At 42.9% G+C, this 18,900-nt stretch carries 15 protein-coding genes; 11 read left to right on the top strand and 4 right to left on the bottom strand.

The window, feature by feature from the left end:
- Positions 1-73: 73 nt before the first annotated feature.
- From D0C36_RS23765 to D0C36_RS23725, 9 genes are all read left to right on the top strand, one after another.
- Complete coding sequence (locus D0C36_RS23765; RefSeq protein ID WP_117394234.1) at positions 74-1,882, top strand: type VI secretion system Vgr family protein; 1,809 nt, start codon at positions 74-76, stop codon at positions 1,880-1,882.
- Positions 1,883-1,888: 6 nt separating this feature from the next.
- On the top strand, positions 1,889-3,166 hold the full coding sequence (locus D0C36_RS23760) for a hypothetical protein (protein ID WP_117394233.1): 1,278 nt from the start codon (positions 1,889-1,891) through the stop codon (positions 3,164-3,166).
- Complete coding sequence (locus D0C36_RS23755; RefSeq protein WP_117394232.1) at positions 3,141-3,632, top strand: hypothetical protein; 492 nt, start codon at positions 3,141-3,143, stop codon at positions 3,630-3,632. Before D0C36_RS23760 ends, D0C36_RS23755 begins: the two co-directional genes overlap by 26 nt.
- The gene (locus D0C36_RS23750; RefSeq protein WP_117394231.1) at positions 3,632-4,453 is read left to right on the top strand and encodes a hypothetical protein; all 822 of its coding nucleotides are present in this window, start codon (positions 3,632-3,634) and stop codon (positions 4,451-4,453) included. The genes D0C36_RS23755 and D0C36_RS23750 overlap by 1 nt, the downstream gene beginning before the upstream one ends.
- 10 nt (positions 4,454-4,463) lie before the next feature.
- The gene (locus D0C36_RS23745; RefSeq protein WP_117394230.1) at positions 4,464-7,865 is read left to right on the top strand and encodes a PAAR-like protein; all 3,402 of its coding nucleotides are present in this window, start codon (positions 4,464-4,466) and stop codon (positions 7,863-7,865) included.
- Positions 7,866-7,894: 29 nt separating this feature from the next.
- Positions 7,895-8,851: a hypothetical protein gene (locus tag D0C36_RS23740; protein ID WP_117394229.1), complete on the top strand. Its 957-nt coding sequence runs from the start codon at positions 7,895-7,897 to the stop codon at positions 8,849-8,851.
- 109 nt (positions 8,852-8,960) lie between these two features.
- On the top strand, positions 8,961-9,494 hold the full coding sequence (locus tag D0C36_RS23735; RefSeq protein ID WP_117394228.1) for a hypothetical protein: 534 nt from the start codon (positions 8,961-8,963) through the stop codon (positions 9,492-9,494).
- Between the two features lie 71 nt (positions 9,495-9,565).
- Complete coding sequence (locus D0C36_RS23730) at positions 9,566-10,228, top strand: hypothetical protein (RefSeq protein WP_117394227.1); 663 nt, start codon at positions 9,566-9,568, stop codon at positions 10,226-10,228.
- A gap of 39 nt (positions 10,229-10,267) precedes the next feature.
- Positions 10,268-10,714 carry a hypothetical protein gene (locus tag D0C36_RS23725; protein ID WP_117394226.1) on the top strand — a complete coding sequence of 149 codons (447 nt, stop codon included), beginning with the start codon at positions 10,268-10,270 and terminating at the stop codon, positions 10,712-10,714.
- Between the two features lie 33 nt (positions 10,715-10,747).
- On the opposite strand, the gene D0C36_RS23720 is transcribed toward D0C36_RS23725, so the two are convergent.
- The 4 genes from D0C36_RS23720 to D0C36_RS23705 all read right to left on the bottom strand — a co-directional run bounded on the left by D0C36_RS23720 (position 10,748) and on the right by D0C36_RS23705 (position 16,790).
- Positions 10,748-13,162 carry a TonB-dependent receptor gene (locus tag D0C36_RS23720; protein ID WP_117394225.1) on the bottom strand — a complete coding sequence of 805 codons (2,415 nt, stop codon included), beginning with the start codon at positions 13,160-13,162 and terminating at the stop codon, positions 10,748-10,750.
- A complete protein-coding gene (locus D0C36_RS23715; RefSeq protein WP_117394224.1) occupies positions 13,152-14,498 on the bottom strand; it encodes an HTTM domain-containing protein in 1,347 nt (448 codons plus the stop codon). The genes D0C36_RS23720 and D0C36_RS23715 overlap by 11 nt, the downstream gene beginning before the upstream one ends.
- A gap of 9 nt (positions 14,499-14,507) precedes the next feature.
- Positions 14,508-15,599, bottom strand: a complete 1,092-nt coding sequence (locus D0C36_RS23710; RefSeq protein ID WP_117394223.1) for an imelysin family protein — start codon at positions 15,597-15,599, stop codon at positions 14,508-14,510.
- An 87-nt stretch (positions 15,600-15,686) separates the two neighbouring features.
- Positions 15,687-16,790 (bottom strand): DUF4856 domain-containing protein, encoded by a 1,104-nt coding sequence (locus tag D0C36_RS23705; protein WP_117394222.1) that lies wholly within the window; start codon positions 16,788-16,790, stop codon positions 15,687-15,689.
- 124 nt (positions 16,791-16,914) lie between these two features.
- On the opposite strand from D0C36_RS23705, the gene D0C36_RS23700 reads away from it, so the two are divergent.
- Both D0C36_RS23700 and D0C36_RS23695 read left to right on the top strand, forming a co-directional pair.
- A complete protein-coding gene (locus D0C36_RS23700; protein ID WP_117394221.1) occupies positions 16,915-17,592 on the top strand; it encodes a response regulator transcription factor in 678 nt (225 codons plus the stop codon).
- Complete coding sequence (locus D0C36_RS23695; protein ID WP_117394220.1) at positions 17,589-18,836, top strand: sensor histidine kinase; 1,248 nt, start codon at positions 17,589-17,591, stop codon at positions 18,834-18,836. The genes D0C36_RS23700 and D0C36_RS23695 overlap by 4 nt, the downstream gene beginning before the upstream one ends.
- Positions 18,837-18,900: the final 64 nt, after the last annotated feature.

Genomic DNA, 18,900 nt, shown 5'->3' with positions numbered 1-18,900 from the left:
AGGTTATTCACAGTCATGGTTATGCCCCTCGTGATGTGTAGATAATTGAGACCGATACCTAAACCTAAGCATCATGGAAAAAAAGTTGTCAGTCGAATTGCATATTGCGGATCAACCCATATTGCACTTTGATTCCATAAAAATAGATCAGGCATTTAATCAGCATCACAGGTTTGAGGTTATCCTAAACCATGATATAGGTGAATCATTAGGCGCACATAAAATTGATCAATCGCAATCATGGGTTGGCCAAAGCCTCGTGGTAAGCCTTGATGATGGGGCAATGAACTTTAAAGGTATTATTTGCGAAGTTGCGCTTGAGCAAAACCTTGGCCTTAGAGGCAATTTAATTGTAAGCGGCTACTCTCCTACCATATTGCTTGAAACAGGCAATCGTTTAAAATCATTTAACAATATTCCTCTGGCAACTATAGTTAGGCAGGCTGTTTCATCAGTACCGGCTAACGATCTAAATATCAACATTAAACCTGTTTACCAGGAAAACCTAACTTACATTACCCAGTTTAAAGAAAGCAATTTCGATTTTTTAAACAGATTAAGCGCCGAGTACGGGGAGTTTTTTTATTACGATGGCAACACGCTGCACTTCGGCAAACCAGCAGACCAAAAAGAAACAACACTTGTACATGGGCAAAACCTTAGCGTAATGAAGGCGGCCGTGCGCATAAAACCACAAAAATTTTCGTACTACTCTTACAATGCTGCCGATAACCAGGTATTTAATGCAGGTACTACCGGCAACAGCCAGGGGCTTGATACTTATGGCAGCAACAGCATCCAAACAAGCGGCAAAATATTTACAGATAAAGTAAATACGCCTATAAAACCACGCGTTGCCAACAAACAGCAATTGGATGATTTAACCAATATCCATGCGGCAGCGGCAGCGGCAGATCTTTCTGACCTTAATGGAGAAAGCACCAATGCTGCACTTAATTTAGGAAGCATTACCGATGTTACGGTATCGCGATCATCGGGCATAGGTATGTTTGACCAAAGCAACCTGGGTAAATACATTATTACCGAAATAAGCCACCAGATAGACGCCGTAGGGCGTTACAAAAATCGTTTCAGGGGTATTACGGCTAATGTAACCGCTATACCCGTACCAAACGTTAAAAACCCGCAAGCCGAGTCGCAGGTGGCTACGGTGATAGATAATGCAGACCCTAAACGCATTGGCCGCATTAGGGTGCAGATGCTTTGGCAGGAAAACGAGCAATGTACCGATTGGATAAGGGTTTTGACGCCTAACGCGGGCTCCAGCAGCCAGTTTAGCCAAAACCGCGGCCAGGTGTTTGTACCCGAGGTTGGCGACCAGGTGATCATCGGCTTCAGGTATAATGACCCGGACAGGCCTTTTGTAATGGGCAGCATATTTAACGGTGAAAATGGAGCAGGTGGCGATGTTAGCAACGTTATCAAATCCATAGCAACCCGGAGTGGCCACCTTATACAGTTTGATGATACTGATGGCAACGAAACCATTACCATTACTGATAAAAACCAGAACGTTATTAAGTTCGATACCAATGCATCCAGCATTGAGATAACCGCTCCCGAAACCATCAGCATAAGAGCCAAAAATATCAATATAGCTGCAGATGAAACCGTGGCTATCACAGCAGGCGAATCTATCAGCAGCAGCGCCCGCGAAAACATCACCAGCGATGCCGGGCTAAATCATACCGTTATGGCCGAAAATGTTACCATTGTTGCTAATGATAACTTTCAAAAAACGGCCAGCCATATCGAAAAAACTGCCGAAACAATCAACGTTAACAGTACAAAAGATAACATCGAATTGCATAGCGCAAGCCAGATAGTTAACAAAAGCGGCGGCAAGGTTAAATTATTTTAATATCCCATGGGCAGCATAAAATATATAGCAAAATCAATCAGCGAGCAATCAACAAGCTCGAGATGGTTTGCTACCAATGGCGATATTAATCTTAATGCCGGCAAAGAGGTGGCTATGCAAAGTAGCCAAAAGGTACAGTATGATACCTATACCCCACCCGAGAAGGAAAATACCGACCCTGAGGTTGAGGAGATCCAGATAAAAACCGTGTTGGATGATGGTTATAATGATAGCAGCACCCTGGTAAAAGGCCTGGTTTACGGCAAAGTTTACGCATTTGATGCTGTAAAGTTTAAGCAGGGAAAAGCGCCTACCGATCTGTCTACTATCCGTTGGGGTTTTAAATATGAGACCGAGCAAGGTGTTGTACAAGCCGATTTTAAGGACGGCCATGGCAAAAAGATCCTGGTATCGATTGAGGCGCTTGCCGTTTGCGGTAAAAACCTTACCATATACGCCTACATCAAAAATAAGGACGGCGGCGCATCGCTAAGTACTTGGGTACATTACCGTTTCAGATATTTCGACAGAGCAAAGGTAAAAGAAGAGATCAACCAGCGTTTATCAAAAAACTACCTTATCAACCAAAGCAGTACTTCGCTTTGCGGTATGGCGGCTATCTTTTATTGCTTCCTGAGGATAGATTCCGGCAGTTATAGCAATTTAGCACTTGAGCTTCACCAGAAAGGGACGGTTACGCTAAACCAGTATACTGTTAAGCCAAATTCGGCCATGTACGATATGCAGCCTACTGCCGAGAATACCAAATATCCCGGCTCGCGTAAGTACTCTGACGGCACACCCATCAATCCACCGCGGTTAATGCCTTTGGTAGACTGGATAGTTTTAGCCAGCACACGCAGCAGCGAAAGTAACCTGGGCTACACCGGCGAAGATGGGCAGGATTTTTCTGCCATCAACTGGGGCAGTGTAATGACCAAGATCCTGAAAGATTTTATGGGTTACACTACCATTACAGATAATACCACCCTGTTTACCGGTTGGGATCACAGCGATACGCTTATCCAAATGCAGAAAGACTACCAGGAAGGTTACCAGGTGATACTACTTATTGACTCAGACATGCTTGATGATTCGGTAAGTTGGGCAGGCAACCTAACCAACTGGCATTACATTGTTTTTGAAGGCGATCTGTTTTTTGATACCGCGGCAGATAAATATCAGTTCAGTTATTTTACCTGGGGGCAATTCTTCAACAAGAAATCTTTCAGGGCATCAGTTTTTGATTCTAACTTTTATGGCTACTACAAGATCAAGAAATAAATGGTTGGTAATTGTTATTGCCCTTGTTATCATCATCGGGGTTTTATGGTTATACAGCAACCGCAACGCGCAAAAAAAGCACGATCAGTTAGCGTATAACTGTAAAAATAAAGTATGGTATTCGGTCCCGCAGCTACAATTCAAAGGCTTTGCCCCCGAAACAAAAACAGCAGTAACTATTAAACGTAAAGGCGAGCAAATAACCAATAAGCTGCAATTGAAACAAGCCAAAGCAAATAATGATTCGCTTGCCTTTGAGTTGGTCGCTATTGAAGCAGATAGCACGGTAATTAATAAAAGTGATACCATTTTAATAACCATTGGTAACGAAAAACACACCATCTATGGTTTCAACAGCAACTCGTATTATGGCGATCATCATATTCTTTTTTGCGATGAACTGTACCAGATGGATGGCAAACCATTTCGTACCACAGAATTAAACTGGATATATAAGAAGAAATAATGAAAGGCCAAATCCCATATAAACCTTTAAGCCAGCCATTAAAACTGCTTTTTAACGCTACCATTAATGAGCGGGGCAGTGATAGCATTGATAGCGCATCAAGGCTTACGTATGTTGATATTGTGCCGTCAAAAACTTCATTTTGGTCGGGCACACAAGGCGTGCAGGTCATCAGGGAAGCAGCCCCTGTCAATGCCTCTTCCGATAACAATGCCGATGCGTTTATACAACATGCCGCGCAAGCTTTGTATAACCTGCATTTCCAGATAGATTACAGTGGAATGCCAAGTTCGCTTGAGCGCCAGGAGAAGCTTTGGCAAAACTGGATGCAGCTTAGGTTATTGCTTGCAGATACTTACAGCGGCGATTGGGTAGATAAAACGCTTACGGTTATTGACCATAAAATGCTGCCATCAGATAAATTGCTGGATACCACCATGCAGGATATTTTTTTTAATAATTATTTCAGAAATATCTACACACCCAAATTTAGCGATGGCACAACGCAGGTAAACAGGAACGTATTTGGCCTTATGCCGGGTGCTATGCCCGTTTACGAAACCTGGCAGGTTGGCGAAACTGCTAAAACTTTCGAAGTGAAATTTACAGGTAACTGGCGTGGCGGCAACCTAACCGAAATACAAACCAGATGGCTAAAGCACAAGAGCAACCTCACCATGGCCGAAGCACAACTACGCGGCAGCGGCTATTTCACCGTTAACAAAGATACCGGATGGTGTTCGGCATTTGAGAGCACCTATACCCTGCTTGCCGGGGGCGAATTTGAGAAAACTATCACAACTACCTTAAAATCTGCCTGAACCTACCACTATGTCATGGAGTACCGACCCTGAAACCTTAAATACCCCTAACAGCGGCGCCGAAACACCTGCTGCCGCGGCTAACAATAGCACAGCAGAAACTAATGGCGTGCAAGAACAAGAGCCGCAGCAACCGGCTCAGGATGGTGGGGCGCCCTCGCAATTACTGGTATGCCATGGCGCCAAATGCACCTGCGATAAGGCTGTTGATGCATCGCCAAAACCGTTAAAGGTATTAAGCCATAACAAATATTTTATTAACGATAATGGCGAATCAAAACTAATAGCCACCACCAAAGAAAATGCCTTGCCAAATTTAAATTTCGGGCAGTGTAAAGTACCTAACCCAAACAATCCTTCGCCTTGCAGTGCCAAGCTGGAGTGGAAAGATTACTATGACCACGTGCAACTGCCCGGAGGCGCTTACGTGCTTACCGAAAAAAGCACTGCTATATGCACTGCAAAAGGCGGCAACATTAAAATTGTACAACACGGGCAGCAGGCAAACATAACTACCCAGGAAGTTGACAAAGCTAATGCCGGTGCATGGGAAATGAACGGCCCCCTTGTTACCGAGGAGCTAATTTATACCGAAGAGCAATACAACAATACCGATGCCGATGGTGCAAGTGTAAAATCAATAGAGCCACTGATGTATGGCAGCAACCAACCGGTTAATACTCCTGTTGAGTTTAAGGCCAATTATAACGGCAAACCTACTGATGCACAAAAGCAAGGCACCAACTGGATAATCTATGACCCGGCCGGCGAACCTATGCAACTCCGCACCGATGTTGGCGAAAAACTTAAAGTAGCTTTTAACAAACCCGGCACCTACCTTATTGAAGCTTATGGTAAAACCGCCGGCGATAAAAAGGTAACCACTGCCTACACCGTTAAAGAAAATGAAATTGGCGAAGTAAAAACAGCTAATGGCGCTACCACGGTACGCGTACAGCAGCCTGTGTCATTCACCGTTGGTAGTTTGTTTGATAATTTACCGCTGCCGGGTAACACCAATAATATCACCTGGTCGGTAACTAAAAATGGCGGGGTTGGCACACCACAGTTGCTTAACGAGACCGGCCCAAGCACCCAGGTAATTTGTAATGACGAAGCTACCTATGTAGTTACAGCTAATTTAGATGGCATTGTAAAGCAATCTAAAGTGATAGAGGCTTTAAAAAACGGTATCAAATCGGTAAAAGCATCTAAAGAAAGCGGGCGGGTAAATGATACCATAACGTTTGATGTAAAAGATAAATTTAAGATCTCGCCTGCCCTGGAAACCGAAAAGGCAGCTGTTAAATGGCAATGCCTTGACGACAAGGGTAAGCAGGTTGCCGAGTTTAGCAGTAAAACCGGCGAGAGCATCACTTATAAGTTTGAAAAGCCGGGCACGTATACCATACAGCCCTACATGATAAAACCATCATCTAAGGTTGCAGTAAAGGTAACCATTGCCCAACCTGCTTTGACAAAGGCACAATGGGAATACCCTGAGGGTGGCCGCAAAAACAAAACCGGCTGGAACGAACCAAGTCGTCCATTACTGGTTTTCCAATCAGCAGAGGGTTTGGTGATCGACCTTGAATTTGGTTTCATCAGTAAGGATAACAAGGCTACCCCTATATCAACCCTAAAAGGTATTAAGATACCTGATAATCAAACGCCTGATTTTAAGGGTCATGATTTTACGCCCGACCGCAACAAGTTAAAAAGTTCGGTTAAGGAAGGCGACCTATTCTACTTTAAGGTGATACCGCAGGATAAGCAGTACGAGATAGATAACGCCAACATCCCGCAACCGCAAGACAAGCTAAAACTCATCACTGCCGAACAAATTGTAAGCATCGAATTTTTAAAAGATGGCAAACCCGTTATCAACGCGCAATATGGCGACAAAATGCAATGCCGCATCCGCACTCGTAACCTGTCGGCAGACAAATTAAATGTTCAGATCTATCGCCAGGAATCGCGCTTTGGGGTTGATGCTTTACGACAGGACAGCTTGCTGCTAGATGGTTCCTACCCTATTTCGCAGGGCGGTTTGGTTGTTTTTGATTTTACGTTAAACAAAGCCTGGGAGAAAAATTACAGCGAAAAGTTGCACCACTTTTACGCCAAGATTTCTGAAAAAGAACTTTTTGGCAGCACCAGCGCTACTTTAGTTGCCTTTAAAAATGATGTGCCTGCCAACGGCGGCAAAGTAATGGCCGGTGTTCAAAAAGTTAACAACCCCGGTGCAACCGGCAAATGCGCCTGTAAGGATCAAAACCTGGCATGGGGCAATAAAATTGGCTGTAAAGAGCGTAAAAAAGTAATAGAAGTTGCGGGCAATTTAGGTGTTGACCCAAGCTGGCTAATGACCGTTATAGCGCTCGAAACGGCGCGTACCTTCAGCCCGTCTATTGATAACGGCGTGGGTTATGTGGGCTTGGTGCAATTTGGTAAGGCGGCTGCAGAAACCGTTGGCACCACACAGGATAAGCTGGTTAAAATGTCTTTTGTAGACCAGATGGATTATGTACAAAAGTTCCTGATCGGCAAAAAGGCAAAATATAAAACCCTTGCAGATCTGTACCTGGCCGTACTCTATCCATCGGCATGCGGGCACGGCAGCGAGAAAGACTATGTTGTTTTAGAAGGCAAAGCATATAAAAACAACCCGGCGTTTTTTAAAGAAGATGATGAGTATGTTGACAAAATAATAAAGGGTAAAAAAGTACGAGTACGCGGCCCTAAAGATGGCGGAAAAACATACGTATGGGAAGTTGCGTTAACCATACAAGGTGTGCTTACCGAGGGACAGGGCCATCGCGAGACTACGTTTAGTTGTGGTGTTGGTAAATCTCCGGAAGATGATAAGAATACCGACGGCGTTTTAGAGCAGATGAAAACATTTGTTGATAAACATGTGCCTTACAGCCAGGCAGGTATCCGCAACGAAAATTCTGAAGCCGGACTTGCCAAGGTTGACTGTTCTGAAACAGTGGCACTTTATTTATATAAACTTGGTACGATGCCTAAATTCCAAAGCATATCTACCGGTGTGATGACCACCGAAAAAGATTTTAGAAAAGCTATAGGCAGCGATAATATTGACTTTGTTGCCGGTAGCAAGGATAAAGATTTTAAACCCCAAAGGGGCGACATATTTGTTTGGCGATCTGATGGTGCGGGCCACACCGGTATTGTTTACGAGTACGACGCCGGTAAAGATGTAGTGACCATATTAGAAGCCATTGGTTCATCCGGCGCGGTTAGCGAGAGCGACCAGGTTAAAAATGGCGGGTACTCTGGCAAGGGCGTTTCCCGAACGGCCAAATATACCCGCACAAAGGGCGCTTTATATGGCCACGACGGCTGGTGCGGTTACTTTAGGCCCAAAAATTACACTAAGAAACTGTAAGTTAAATCATATATAATATCTAACCATAAATGACTACAAAAATTAAGTTTATACTATTTGCCGCTATAGCCGCCTTAGCATTTAGTTGTGGTAACGGTTCAAAACCAGCCAGCAACCAACAAACTGATGCCATTGCCGATACCAAAGCCTTAAATTTTGATAACGTATTAAAATGCCACGCCTATTCTTATAATGATGGTTATTTTATGACTGCCGATTATGGTTGTATCTATAACCCTAACGGCGGCAACACCCTGGGCAATGCTGTAGTTTACCTAGTGCCACAAAAAGATCTGAACGTTACTGATGACCAAATAGCTGCCGAGAATAAAAAGGTTAATGCCCTTAATGCTGATCAATACAAAAAAGACTATAACATCTACATTTTTCTGATAGATAAAAAATATCTGAACTACAGTAAAGACGGTGACCCGGTATATTATCAGAAAGATAAATTTACCGAAGTAGTTTACACTTATGATAACGCCAGCGGCAACTGGAACGCGGCAGACTCGGTAAGTGTTAATGGCGACCCCAAGCAAGAACAAACCTGGCGCGACAATTTTTTAAGTAACGTAACAAGCAAGCCAAAACAACAAGCTACAACCGCCACTACAGCCACAACAGGCGGCACCACCGTTGCCGATAAATGGTTTGGTACTTACGAGTTTAACATTGATGAAGATCATCCGGATTGGAGAGATATGCAGAAGATATCACTTACCATCAGCAAAGATTCGGTTGTATACCATGCCGAAGGTTATCAGATAGATCAAACCTACCTGTTATCGGCAACCGACAATGGTTCGTCGCTAAAACTGCAATACAAAAGTCCTATAGACAATACCGAAAGTGCCGTATTAGATAAAACTAAAGACTTTGGCACTTTTAGTAACGATGGCAAAACCTACAAATGGGTGTGCCCTTATATCGATATCAGTTTTGGCAGCGGCAAAAGCATGCCTTACAAACTAAATAAAAAGTAAAATCAGCTAAAAGCCCTCGGATACTACCTGAGGGCTTTTAAATTACAACACCAGTGAATAACTGCTGAGATAAGTCGATGTTTACACAATACGCAATTGTCAATTAAAAATGCAACTGCCAAAAAGTTATTATCTCCCCCCTTACAGATCTATTATCATAGGCACTATCCTTATTGTTATGGGTTTGTGCTTCACTTTTATGGGTGTGGATATAAAAGCTTCTTTAGGGGATAATCTCCAATGGGTATTCTTGAGCTTTAGAAGCATTGGCGACTTTATTTTCTCATTCATCATGCTGGTGTTTAAGGCCGGCTTTATTGGCGGCGGCTACTTATTTATCAGGTTTGCCAATGGAATAGAACGAGCCAAGCTTGACGAAAAAGGTTTTTACTACCGCGAAATACCAAAAGGCGGCGGCGTTTCAAAACTGGCTATGGATTCGCGGCCCTTAACATTCGTCCCCTATCCCGCCATAAAAGAAATTCATTTACGAAAGAGTATGTTGAGTGGTATGCAACTGCTGATAACGTTAAACTCGGGCACTGTGCCGATGGTAGCACTTGGTGTTTTGAGTAAACAGGAAAAACAGGAAATAGTTGATTTCATAAAGACTAAGATCAATAACCCGGTCATTAAAACATAAAGGACAACCGATGCTGATAAAAATTTTGATATGTGTAATTTAACCTATCGCTTTACCGGCTTACAATTAACATGAATTGGCCGCAGATAGTATGGAATGTTTACGGGCTTTATATTTGGGCCTTTCGCTTGTATATAATGGTGGCACTGGCTATGTCGCTTTTTTTGGCAGCTCCCGTTGCCGGTAGTATTTCTTATACATCCAACGGCTATCACCTGGCAATATTCGAACTGGAGTTTTATATTATCTTACTACTGATGTATCAGCTCAGGCCATCTCGTTTCAAACGCGTCATCGTGAAGGCCTATACAGAAAAGTCTCCGCCGCCCTTTAGAAAAGAAAACTTTTTTTGGATGGTCTATCTTGGCACCCTGCTGGTTATTTTCGGCATACCTATGCTTATTGCCCGTCCCTACCTGCTTGCTGCCTGGAGATTAATGGACGATTCTAATCGATTTATCATAACACATGCCGGCGCATGGATCCCGGCTCTTTTATTTCTCACGCTTATTTCTTTTAAGTTATGGGCCGATCTTACCCGTTCTATAGATGATGCAAAATATTCAGTAACCCGTACACTGTCAGTTTTAGGGATTACTGTACTAACGGCTCTTGCAATGTATTTATCACTACTGACCTTCCGTCCAGAACCGGATGTGGTAGTGGTTTTATGCCTGGCTTTTAACGCAGCCCTTCTTTGGATAGACATCAGGCTATATCAAAAAACGAGTTAAAATTGTATGTATAATCTATAACCTTTTAAAATCAGCCTTATGAAAACCAAAATCTGCCTGTCTCAAAAAGTAGTACTTTTTTATGCTATACTAACGCCGGTAATTATATTCGCTTCTTTGTATAATTTAATAGAAGGTGTTATACTGCAGCATACGGCTACTTACCGCCTTGGGCCATTTAGTTTGTTTGGATTTGTGATTATGCCGGTGATTGTATTTGCTGCGTATTTTAAAAACATTTGCATCATTACAACTGATACCATCACTATTAATAAGGTAAATTACCCTTTCTCAGATTATAAATTTACCCTTGCCGAAAAGGAACTCGCGCTGCAGCACCGACCCCTTACCAGCTTATTTAAAAAGTACTATCACTACCTTATAATAACTGATAGAAAAACCAACAATATCGTATTAGAGAAAGATCTCGAGGTGTTTGATAAAAGCCTTAACCGGATCAAAGAATTAGTACCTTTTGAAAATTAATGCTGCAATTATATAGAATAATTATACGATTTATCAGTATTTAACCTGTAGCGTTAAATAATACCCCCTCGGGTCCGACGGTAAAATACCCGGCCCGGGGTATCCATCAGCCCTTCTCGTAAAGTATTTGGCATTGGCCAGGTTGTTGACCGTACCTGATAGTGTAAACCATTTCCAGTTATAACTGGCGCTCAAGTCCATTACTTTGTAGGCCGGCACGGCGCCGTCTACAGCACGCGGCGAATACTCGGTATTGGTAGCATCAGAATATTGTTTACCAACGTATGAGAACTGGTAGCTTACATCAAAACGTTTGTTTCCGAAAGATACACCTGTACGAAGCAACATTGGTGGTACAAACTCAACCAGCGCGTCTTTTTTAACCGAGGCATCCAGGCTGGTAATATAACGGGCATCTATCAGCGCAAAGTTTGTATATACCGATAATTTGTACTTGCTTGCGCCATGGCTGAATGCTTTCAACAGATCGGCCTCAATTAAACTTTCAAAACCGATGTTGCGGCTATCTCCGATATTTTTCCTGAGTCGATAAGAAGTCAAACTATCTGCCGATGCGGTAAATACCGAGCCAATACGGCGGTTATACTTCAGGTAAAATACGCTTATATCGTACCTTAAAAAGTTATTGATGGTACCACGTACTCCCCCATCAATAGTGTAGCCACGCTCGTCGGTAAGGTTAGAATCTACGCGGGCATTAGCGTTAAGTACACGGATATCATTAAAGTTTACCGAGCGATAGTTTTGCGAGATATTGCCATATAATTCGATTTCTTTGGTCGGTTTATACGATGTACCAATACCGAAGAACACGAATGAACGATCATTCTTTTTGTTCTCCTGGTTTTTAATAAGGTAATAATCCGGATAAGGGCTTGAGCGGGTGGTGTAAAAGCCATCGGCCTTGGTTGAGATAAACTCGAACCTTGCCCCCGGCGTTACGCTCCATTTATCTGTCAACTGAAAAATATTCTCTGTAAACACCGCCACATTGGTACCCGGGAACGTGTATTGCGATGAGCTTGGATAATCGCCCGAATATTTAAAATCGGGGCCGCTACCCTCAACTGCAGCGCCCTGGCTGCGCAGGGTTTTTCCTTTGTAAACTCTTACGCCGGTAAGCAACGAGTTTAGTTGTGTACCACCCAATTTATATTGGTGCAGCAAACGCAACTCCGACCCATAATTGCTGTAATGGTCGTTCAACATATCGCGTGGTTGGCCATTATCGGGGCGGTTAATGTAATCCAATATCCCAAGCGCAATACGATCTGCACTGAGGTGATAAGTACGCAAGTTTAGTTTGGTATAGTCGCCCAGTTTATAATCAAGCGTTACGTTAAAAAGGTTCCAGTTTACCTTAAACCAGTTGCGCGCCCGGTTAGATTGGTGCGCATCTGCCGCAAAATCCTCATCAGTTAAACCACCGGGTAATTGCGCCAGATAGGTCATGTAAGTGTACTCGCCGGTGATTTTCAACCTATCGGTAAGTGCATAATCTAAATGGATAAACGAGCCATGCTGGTTAAAATGACTGTTGGGGCGCCAGCCATCGCCACGCTTATACTGATAGTAGGCATAATAGTTCAACTTTTTGATAGTACCACCAACACTGTTAAATGTATTGAAGAACCCAAACGAACCTGCGGTTTGCCTGCTGGTGATCTCCAGTGGTTTATCTGCCGGCCACTGTTTCATTTTAAAATTGATGAGGCCGCCAAACTGTGTACCATACTGCAAACTGGCCGCCCCCCTGATGATCTCGATACGGTCGACGGCTTCGGTAGTTGGCGTGTAGTAGCTTTCCGGGTAACCTAAAGCATCGGCACTTATATCGTATCCGTTTTGGCGTGTATTAAAGTTTGATACACGGCTTGGGTTCAATCCTCTACCACCTATACCCAGTTGGAGGCCGCCGCCGTCATATTCAATAATGTTTATCCCCGCCACGCGGCTATAGATCTGCCTGGTATTATTGGTAGCCAGGTTTGCGTTAAGGTTGGCAATGTTTACCACTTCGGTTTTTTTACCGGCGTAAATGGCCATACCTTCAACCTGTCGCAACGCGCCCGATGCCTGTTTAAAAGCGGTATCGCGCACGTTTACTTCTGATAACTGCTGGCCGGTATCCTGCCTCACGTCAAATTGTAATTGCTCGTCTTTATCAGTAAGTTTTATGGTTTTACGATAGAGTTGGTTGCCCAGATAAGTTGCCAAAAGCTCGTATTTTCCGGGCTTAAGCGCCTTAAATTGGAAATGGCCGCTGCTATCGGTAGCGGTACTCAAATCGCCGGGCTTAAGGGTAATGGTAATACCTATTGCAGGTTGCCCGTTGTCAATTACTATACCGCTGAGTGATAATTGCTGCGCAAACGCTGCTGTGCCTGTTAATAAAAACGATATAAAGAGTAATAGTTTAGTTCTCATTTGTTGGTAAGGGTAAAACCCATTTGTAATGCTGCCAGCCAAGCTGTTGTACCGCAAGGTTGGTAGCGCTATTGATAAAAGGGCGTGATCGCCTGCCGTTTAAGGCCACAAAACATTGGGCATAAACTGCCGGATGCTTCAATCCTCTTTTTTCATAAGTAGTTGCCAGGAAATGAGCATAGCGCAATATCATATCCGGCTGTGTGCTCATCATTTTTTCTTGCAATGGAGTTAAAAACTCGCTGTTATTTACTTCGTATTCTTTGCCTGTTGAGGGTTCTTTCACGGTAAAGAAAGAGTTGCCCGATTTTTCCATCAGCATTACCCGCCACGAAAAACGAAAACCCTCTTCGTGCCAGAAAAGTCCGCTTGGGTAAGCAATAAATCTTAAAGGGACGATGATCTGAATGGCAAAGTAAACACCTATCCCAACGGCAAAAGCTTGTTGAATTTTCTGTGGACACCTTAGTGGCTGAGGGTTTGATTTAGCTCCTTTATTAAAATAACCCAAAAGTTTACGGTGCGCATCCGAACTAAAGAAGATGGTACTTACTACCATCATTACATACGGAAACAAACCTATCCCCGGGAAAAATATAGCCGTAGCAATATGAAAACCCAGTACAAAAACATAGGCATACGGTCTTGTTTTTTTATTGATGAGGAAGAAGGCAATAAAAAGATCGTACACCGCGCCAAACCAGCTAAATAGATAGGCTATCCATGTAGTGTACATTAACTGGCCTATCAGCGGAAGATGGCTTTTGGCAGGCAGCCATATCTTCATAGGGATAGCATTCAGCAACCAATCGGGATTAAGCTTGGCCAGCCCTGCAAAAAAATAAACTATGGCTACCTGTAATCTCAAAACCCCAACCATCCATAATGGTACTTCGGTGCGTTTAAGTTGGGGCCAGATCTTGACATCTACAGACCAACTCCTGTGCGCGGGCAGCCATATCAGCATAAAACCCACTAAACAGATAAAGTAATAGTGGTTAAGGTAGTTCGTGATATCTATCAGCTCAACGTACGTAAATGCCAGGAAAAAGACAACCGTTGCCACCCGATAAAAAAAACCTATGGTGATAAAAACAGTGGCCAGCGCAATAAGCGCAAACAGCAAATGCATACCCGTATAGCCCAAAGGCTTAACCCACTCAAAACCCATGTAGCTGAAATAAAATTTGGGCGCAACAAATTGCTGCACAATCCAGCCGTTGAGCCAAAAACGGATAGTACCAACCAGCATCATGATGCCAAATAGCACCCTGAAAGTTACCAGTGGCGCTATGGGAACCGGGCGTTTTAAACGGTCTGCAGATAAGTTGATCATCTTTGTCTGTTAATCTCCGTCGGTATCCTGGTAAGTGATCCTTACACCGGTTTGCGAAGCCACATCTGTTTTTATTAAGGTTAACAGGATCTGAATCTCGCGGTAAGCCGCATCTATCTGTGTTTTGTTGTTGGTCATGGCCGTTGGGTAAGGATCGGGAATGGCTTTAAGGCTGTTTATGGCTTTATCAAACTGGCTCATTACATCATTGCTTAGCTTTTGCTGCTTAAGGGCTACCAGGTAATCAGACATACCTTTGCCGCTGCCATTACCGTTGAACATACGTTTGAGGGCACTTAAATTTTCGGTAGCTAAGGCGATAGAAATGCCTGAATAGAAACCTTCAGTGTTTTTTGGATACATTACCCCTGCCGATTGTTTACCATAAGGCCAGCCAATGCGGGGCCCTTTTAACTGATCCATCTCAAAAGCAAACTGGTTCACCAAAAAAGCAATAGGACTGCCCGAGTCTGATTTGGTATTGCCGATGAACGTGGCACGATAACTTCCTTTCCATCCATCCAATACTGTACCTACCCTTGTTTTAAGTGCGGCCAAAACATCCTGCACATATTTTTTACGATTGGCTGCATTAGCAGAAAAATCTGTTAACGCATGCGGGTTAAACAACAAATAATCTAATGCCGGGAAACCTTGCTGATTAATGCTCGCATTTGAAGTGAGGCTATATGTACCCTTACCTATGTTGCCCTCTACCACAGCAGAATCGGTAGGGAAAGTATTAAGGAAATTGCTTAGCAAAGCGGTTTCGGCTGGGCCAAACTGATCAACCGATACGTTTTGATACTTCAGCCATGTTTCTTTAAAAACCGGCTTTAGTGCCGCTTGGTTGGTGGTATTTGGCGTGCTTAAAAAAGTATTTACGGCTGTCTCCAGCAAACCTACCTGTGTTTGTAATGTGGTGTAAGCAGGTATGATGAGATTATCGGCATAGTTGGTAAGCATGGCTGTTTTATCAAAGCCAGACTCATCTGGTTTTGAACCGCCGAGTTCGGTACCACTTTTTGAACAGGCAATAACAGCAACAGTTACTGCTAAGATAACGGAAAGGACTTTGAACGAATTTTTATTGTATTTCATCGTCGGGATGGATTTTTCTTTCAATACACAAGCCCCTTGGCAAAAATTAGCCAAAGAGCTTGCGAAATAAGGCGGTATGGTATTTTATTATAAACCGTAGGTAGTTTTCAATATAGTTTGTGCTTCAACCAATTTGGTGAAGTTTGCCTCGTTTATAAGCGTGTAGAAATTGGTATCAAACGTTGCTTTTAGCTTAGCGTAATCAGCAGCGCTAAGTTTACTGCCTGTTTGGCGGAACTGTAAAGAGTATACAAAACCAAAACCTTCTGATAAGGCGTGGAACTGGGTTGCCAGGTTACCAACATTTACAGAACGGGTTGGGATGGTTGCATACTCTAAAGCTGCTGCTGCATTTAATTGCTCCCATTTATCCAAAATGATCTTTGCCTGCTCAGCAACAACAACTTTGTCTTTACCGCCTAATGCAGCGCGACCTTTTCTAAATGCTTCAAAAATGGTTTTACCGGCCAATATCTCTTTACCACGCTCGGCAAGGTAACCACCCCATAATAACGGGCGGTTAGCATCAGCACTGGTATAGGTTTTATCGGGATCATAATCAGCAGGAATGCCTAACAAACCAAAAGCATCATCCCAATTGCGTTGTGCCAAGGTAGTGTTGTTGGTTACGGCTTTATTATCATCATTGCCAATGTTGCTTAATAGTTTAACAACCTCTTTAAAGTACAATGCGCCCATCATACCTTTTGCTACTGCCTGGTTTGATTCTAAACCGGTTGCACCAACCAACCTTTTGGTGGTACCGCTTATTACCACACCCGCAGCACCATTTACGGCGGCAACATTATTGCTCATGCTGTTGGTTGCCTGGGTAGTAAAATGGCCTCTGAAAAAATCAGCATTGCTGGTTTTTTCGGCAAGCGTAACACCAGACGTATTCAGAGTGGCATCAGCAAACTGGCTATTTTTATTATCAAACATATCGTTTGCTTTTGTAGCAGTAATAGATGCATTATTAGCTGTACCAAGGTAACTGTTTAGCTCGGCACCCATTTTAACACGGGCAGTAGCTTTAGAGTAATCGGCACCGGTAAAAGTGTAAGTGGCCGGCACGGTGTAAGGTTGTACTTGTTCTTCCGGTTCGGTAGGTGTTGTTTTATCTTTTTTACAAGATGTAAATGCTGCCATCCCGGCAACCGCTAAGGCGATGTAGGTAAATTTGATTTTCATCGTTTATATTATAAATTCTAATTTTATTTGAATTAAGTCTAAATAAAGACTTAACATTGTGCAAAGATGTGAGCGGATTCTAAAGAAAATCTAAAGATTCAGGCTCCTTCAGATTTTTCTTAAAATGAAAGTTTTGTTTATTGAAGATGAGCCGGTACTGGCCGATGATATGCTGGAATACTTTTCCTCGCAGGGCATGCTTTGCGAATCTGCCAGGACTTTTACGGCAGCATCAGAAAAGATCATGAACTATGCTTATGATATTATTATCGTAGATATTGGCCTGCCCGATGGTTCAGGCATGAAACTTATCCCCTCGGTTGTTACCCAAAACCAGGATACCGGCATCATGATCGTATCTGCGAAAGCTTCACTGCCCGATAAGTTGGAAGGCTTGCGCTTAGGTGCTGATGATTATGTAACTAAACCATTTTATATTGAAGAGCTTAACGCGCGTATGCACGCCTTGTACCGCCGTAAAGCATTGAAGGGTACCCATAGGATAGTATTTGATGATTTTAGTATCGAGCCCGAATTGAAAGTACTTTACCATCAAAACACAGAGATAAGCCTTACTAAAAAAGAGTATCAGCTACTGCTCTACTTTATTGTTAATAAAGAACGCGTGGTAAGCAAAGCCGCTATTGCAGAACACGTTTGGGGCGATTATGCCGACCAATTGGATAACTTTGATGCCATTTATGTTCACCTCATGAACCTGCGTAAAAAGCTAAGCAAGGCAAGCGGTGGCAAAGAGTACATTTCAACAGTTTATGGCATGGGCTATAAATTTAACTCATGAGGCTGCTCACTAAAACAAGTATCCACTATTTATGGGTAAGCGGCATCGTTTTGATCTGCACCTTGTTTTTGCTTTTTTTTATCCTCAAGAATAATATTGCCGATGAGATAAGAGAACAGCTGGAGCTGCAATCTGAATTGGTAATGTATGAGATAAAAGAGGGTAAGCATGTTGAATTTCCATTGGTTAAAATAGACACCGTTAGTATCCACCCGGCAGCAGAACCGGTTTTTAAGGATACCCTGATATTTGACCCCCTGCAGCAAAAAAAAGAAGATTATTACCTGTTAAGGCAGGTTAAAACTATCAATAATAAAGCCTACCAAATAACTGTGGCTACTATATATATTGGCTGGCAGGAGTACCTGGAAACAATTGGCTTAGTATTCCTGGTTTTGGCCATTGCTATAACAGCAGGTGGCGCACTGGTTAATTACTTTATCAGCAAAAAAGTATGGGCACCGTTTCTTATGAACCTGGCCAAGCTTAAACATTTTTCTTTCAGATATGACGATAGTGTAGAACTGATCAGCTCAGATGTAAACGAATTTGAAGAATTAAACGGCGTGTTAAATCAATTGATGATACAGGCTAAAAACGAGTATCACAGTTTGCAGGAGTTTACAGAAAATGCCTCGCACGAATTGCAAACACCCATTAGCATCATACGTAGTCAGCTGGAAAAACTGAGCCAGCACCCTATGGAGCAGCAATCAGCCGATCTCCTTCAAAGCGCAAAAGATACGCTTAACCGTTTAAGCAAAGTGAACAGAGCCTTGTTGTTATTAGCAAAACTTGAACGCGATAACTTCCCGGATCTGCAGATAACCAATGTTTCGGATATATTGGAAGACCTGCGGACTGAGTTCTCTGATATTTTTGCAGAAAAAGAGATCAAACTATCTGCACAGATCTTTCCTGTAAAATTGGTATGCAGCCCCCACTTAACACGTATTTTATTCTCTAACTTACTGAGCAATATCAATCACCATACTCCAACCGGAGGTTACGCAGAAATTACTATCGACAATACAGGCATCGTTTTTAAAAATGATGGACCTCCACTAAATTTCCCTGAAACCGCGCTGTTTCAACGATTCAAAAAGAGCAACGATTCATATAAAGGCACGGGGCTCGGTTTGTCCATCGCAAGGCAGATCTGTGTTGTGCATAATTGGCCATTAAATTATTCTTATGAGCACGGGCAACATATTTTTAGAATAAGTTTTTGCTCTAACACTTAACCTAAGGGTTTAAAATCCTTTCTCTTAATTACATAACGTATATTGGCATTTACTTGCCGATACA

It is taken from the genome of Mucilaginibacter conchicola, assembly GCF_003432115.1.
Lineage (GTDB): Bacteria > Bacteroidota > Bacteroidia > Sphingobacteriales > Sphingobacteriaceae > Mucilaginibacter > Mucilaginibacter conchicola.
This window is presented reverse-complemented; position numbering and strand designations above follow the sequence as displayed.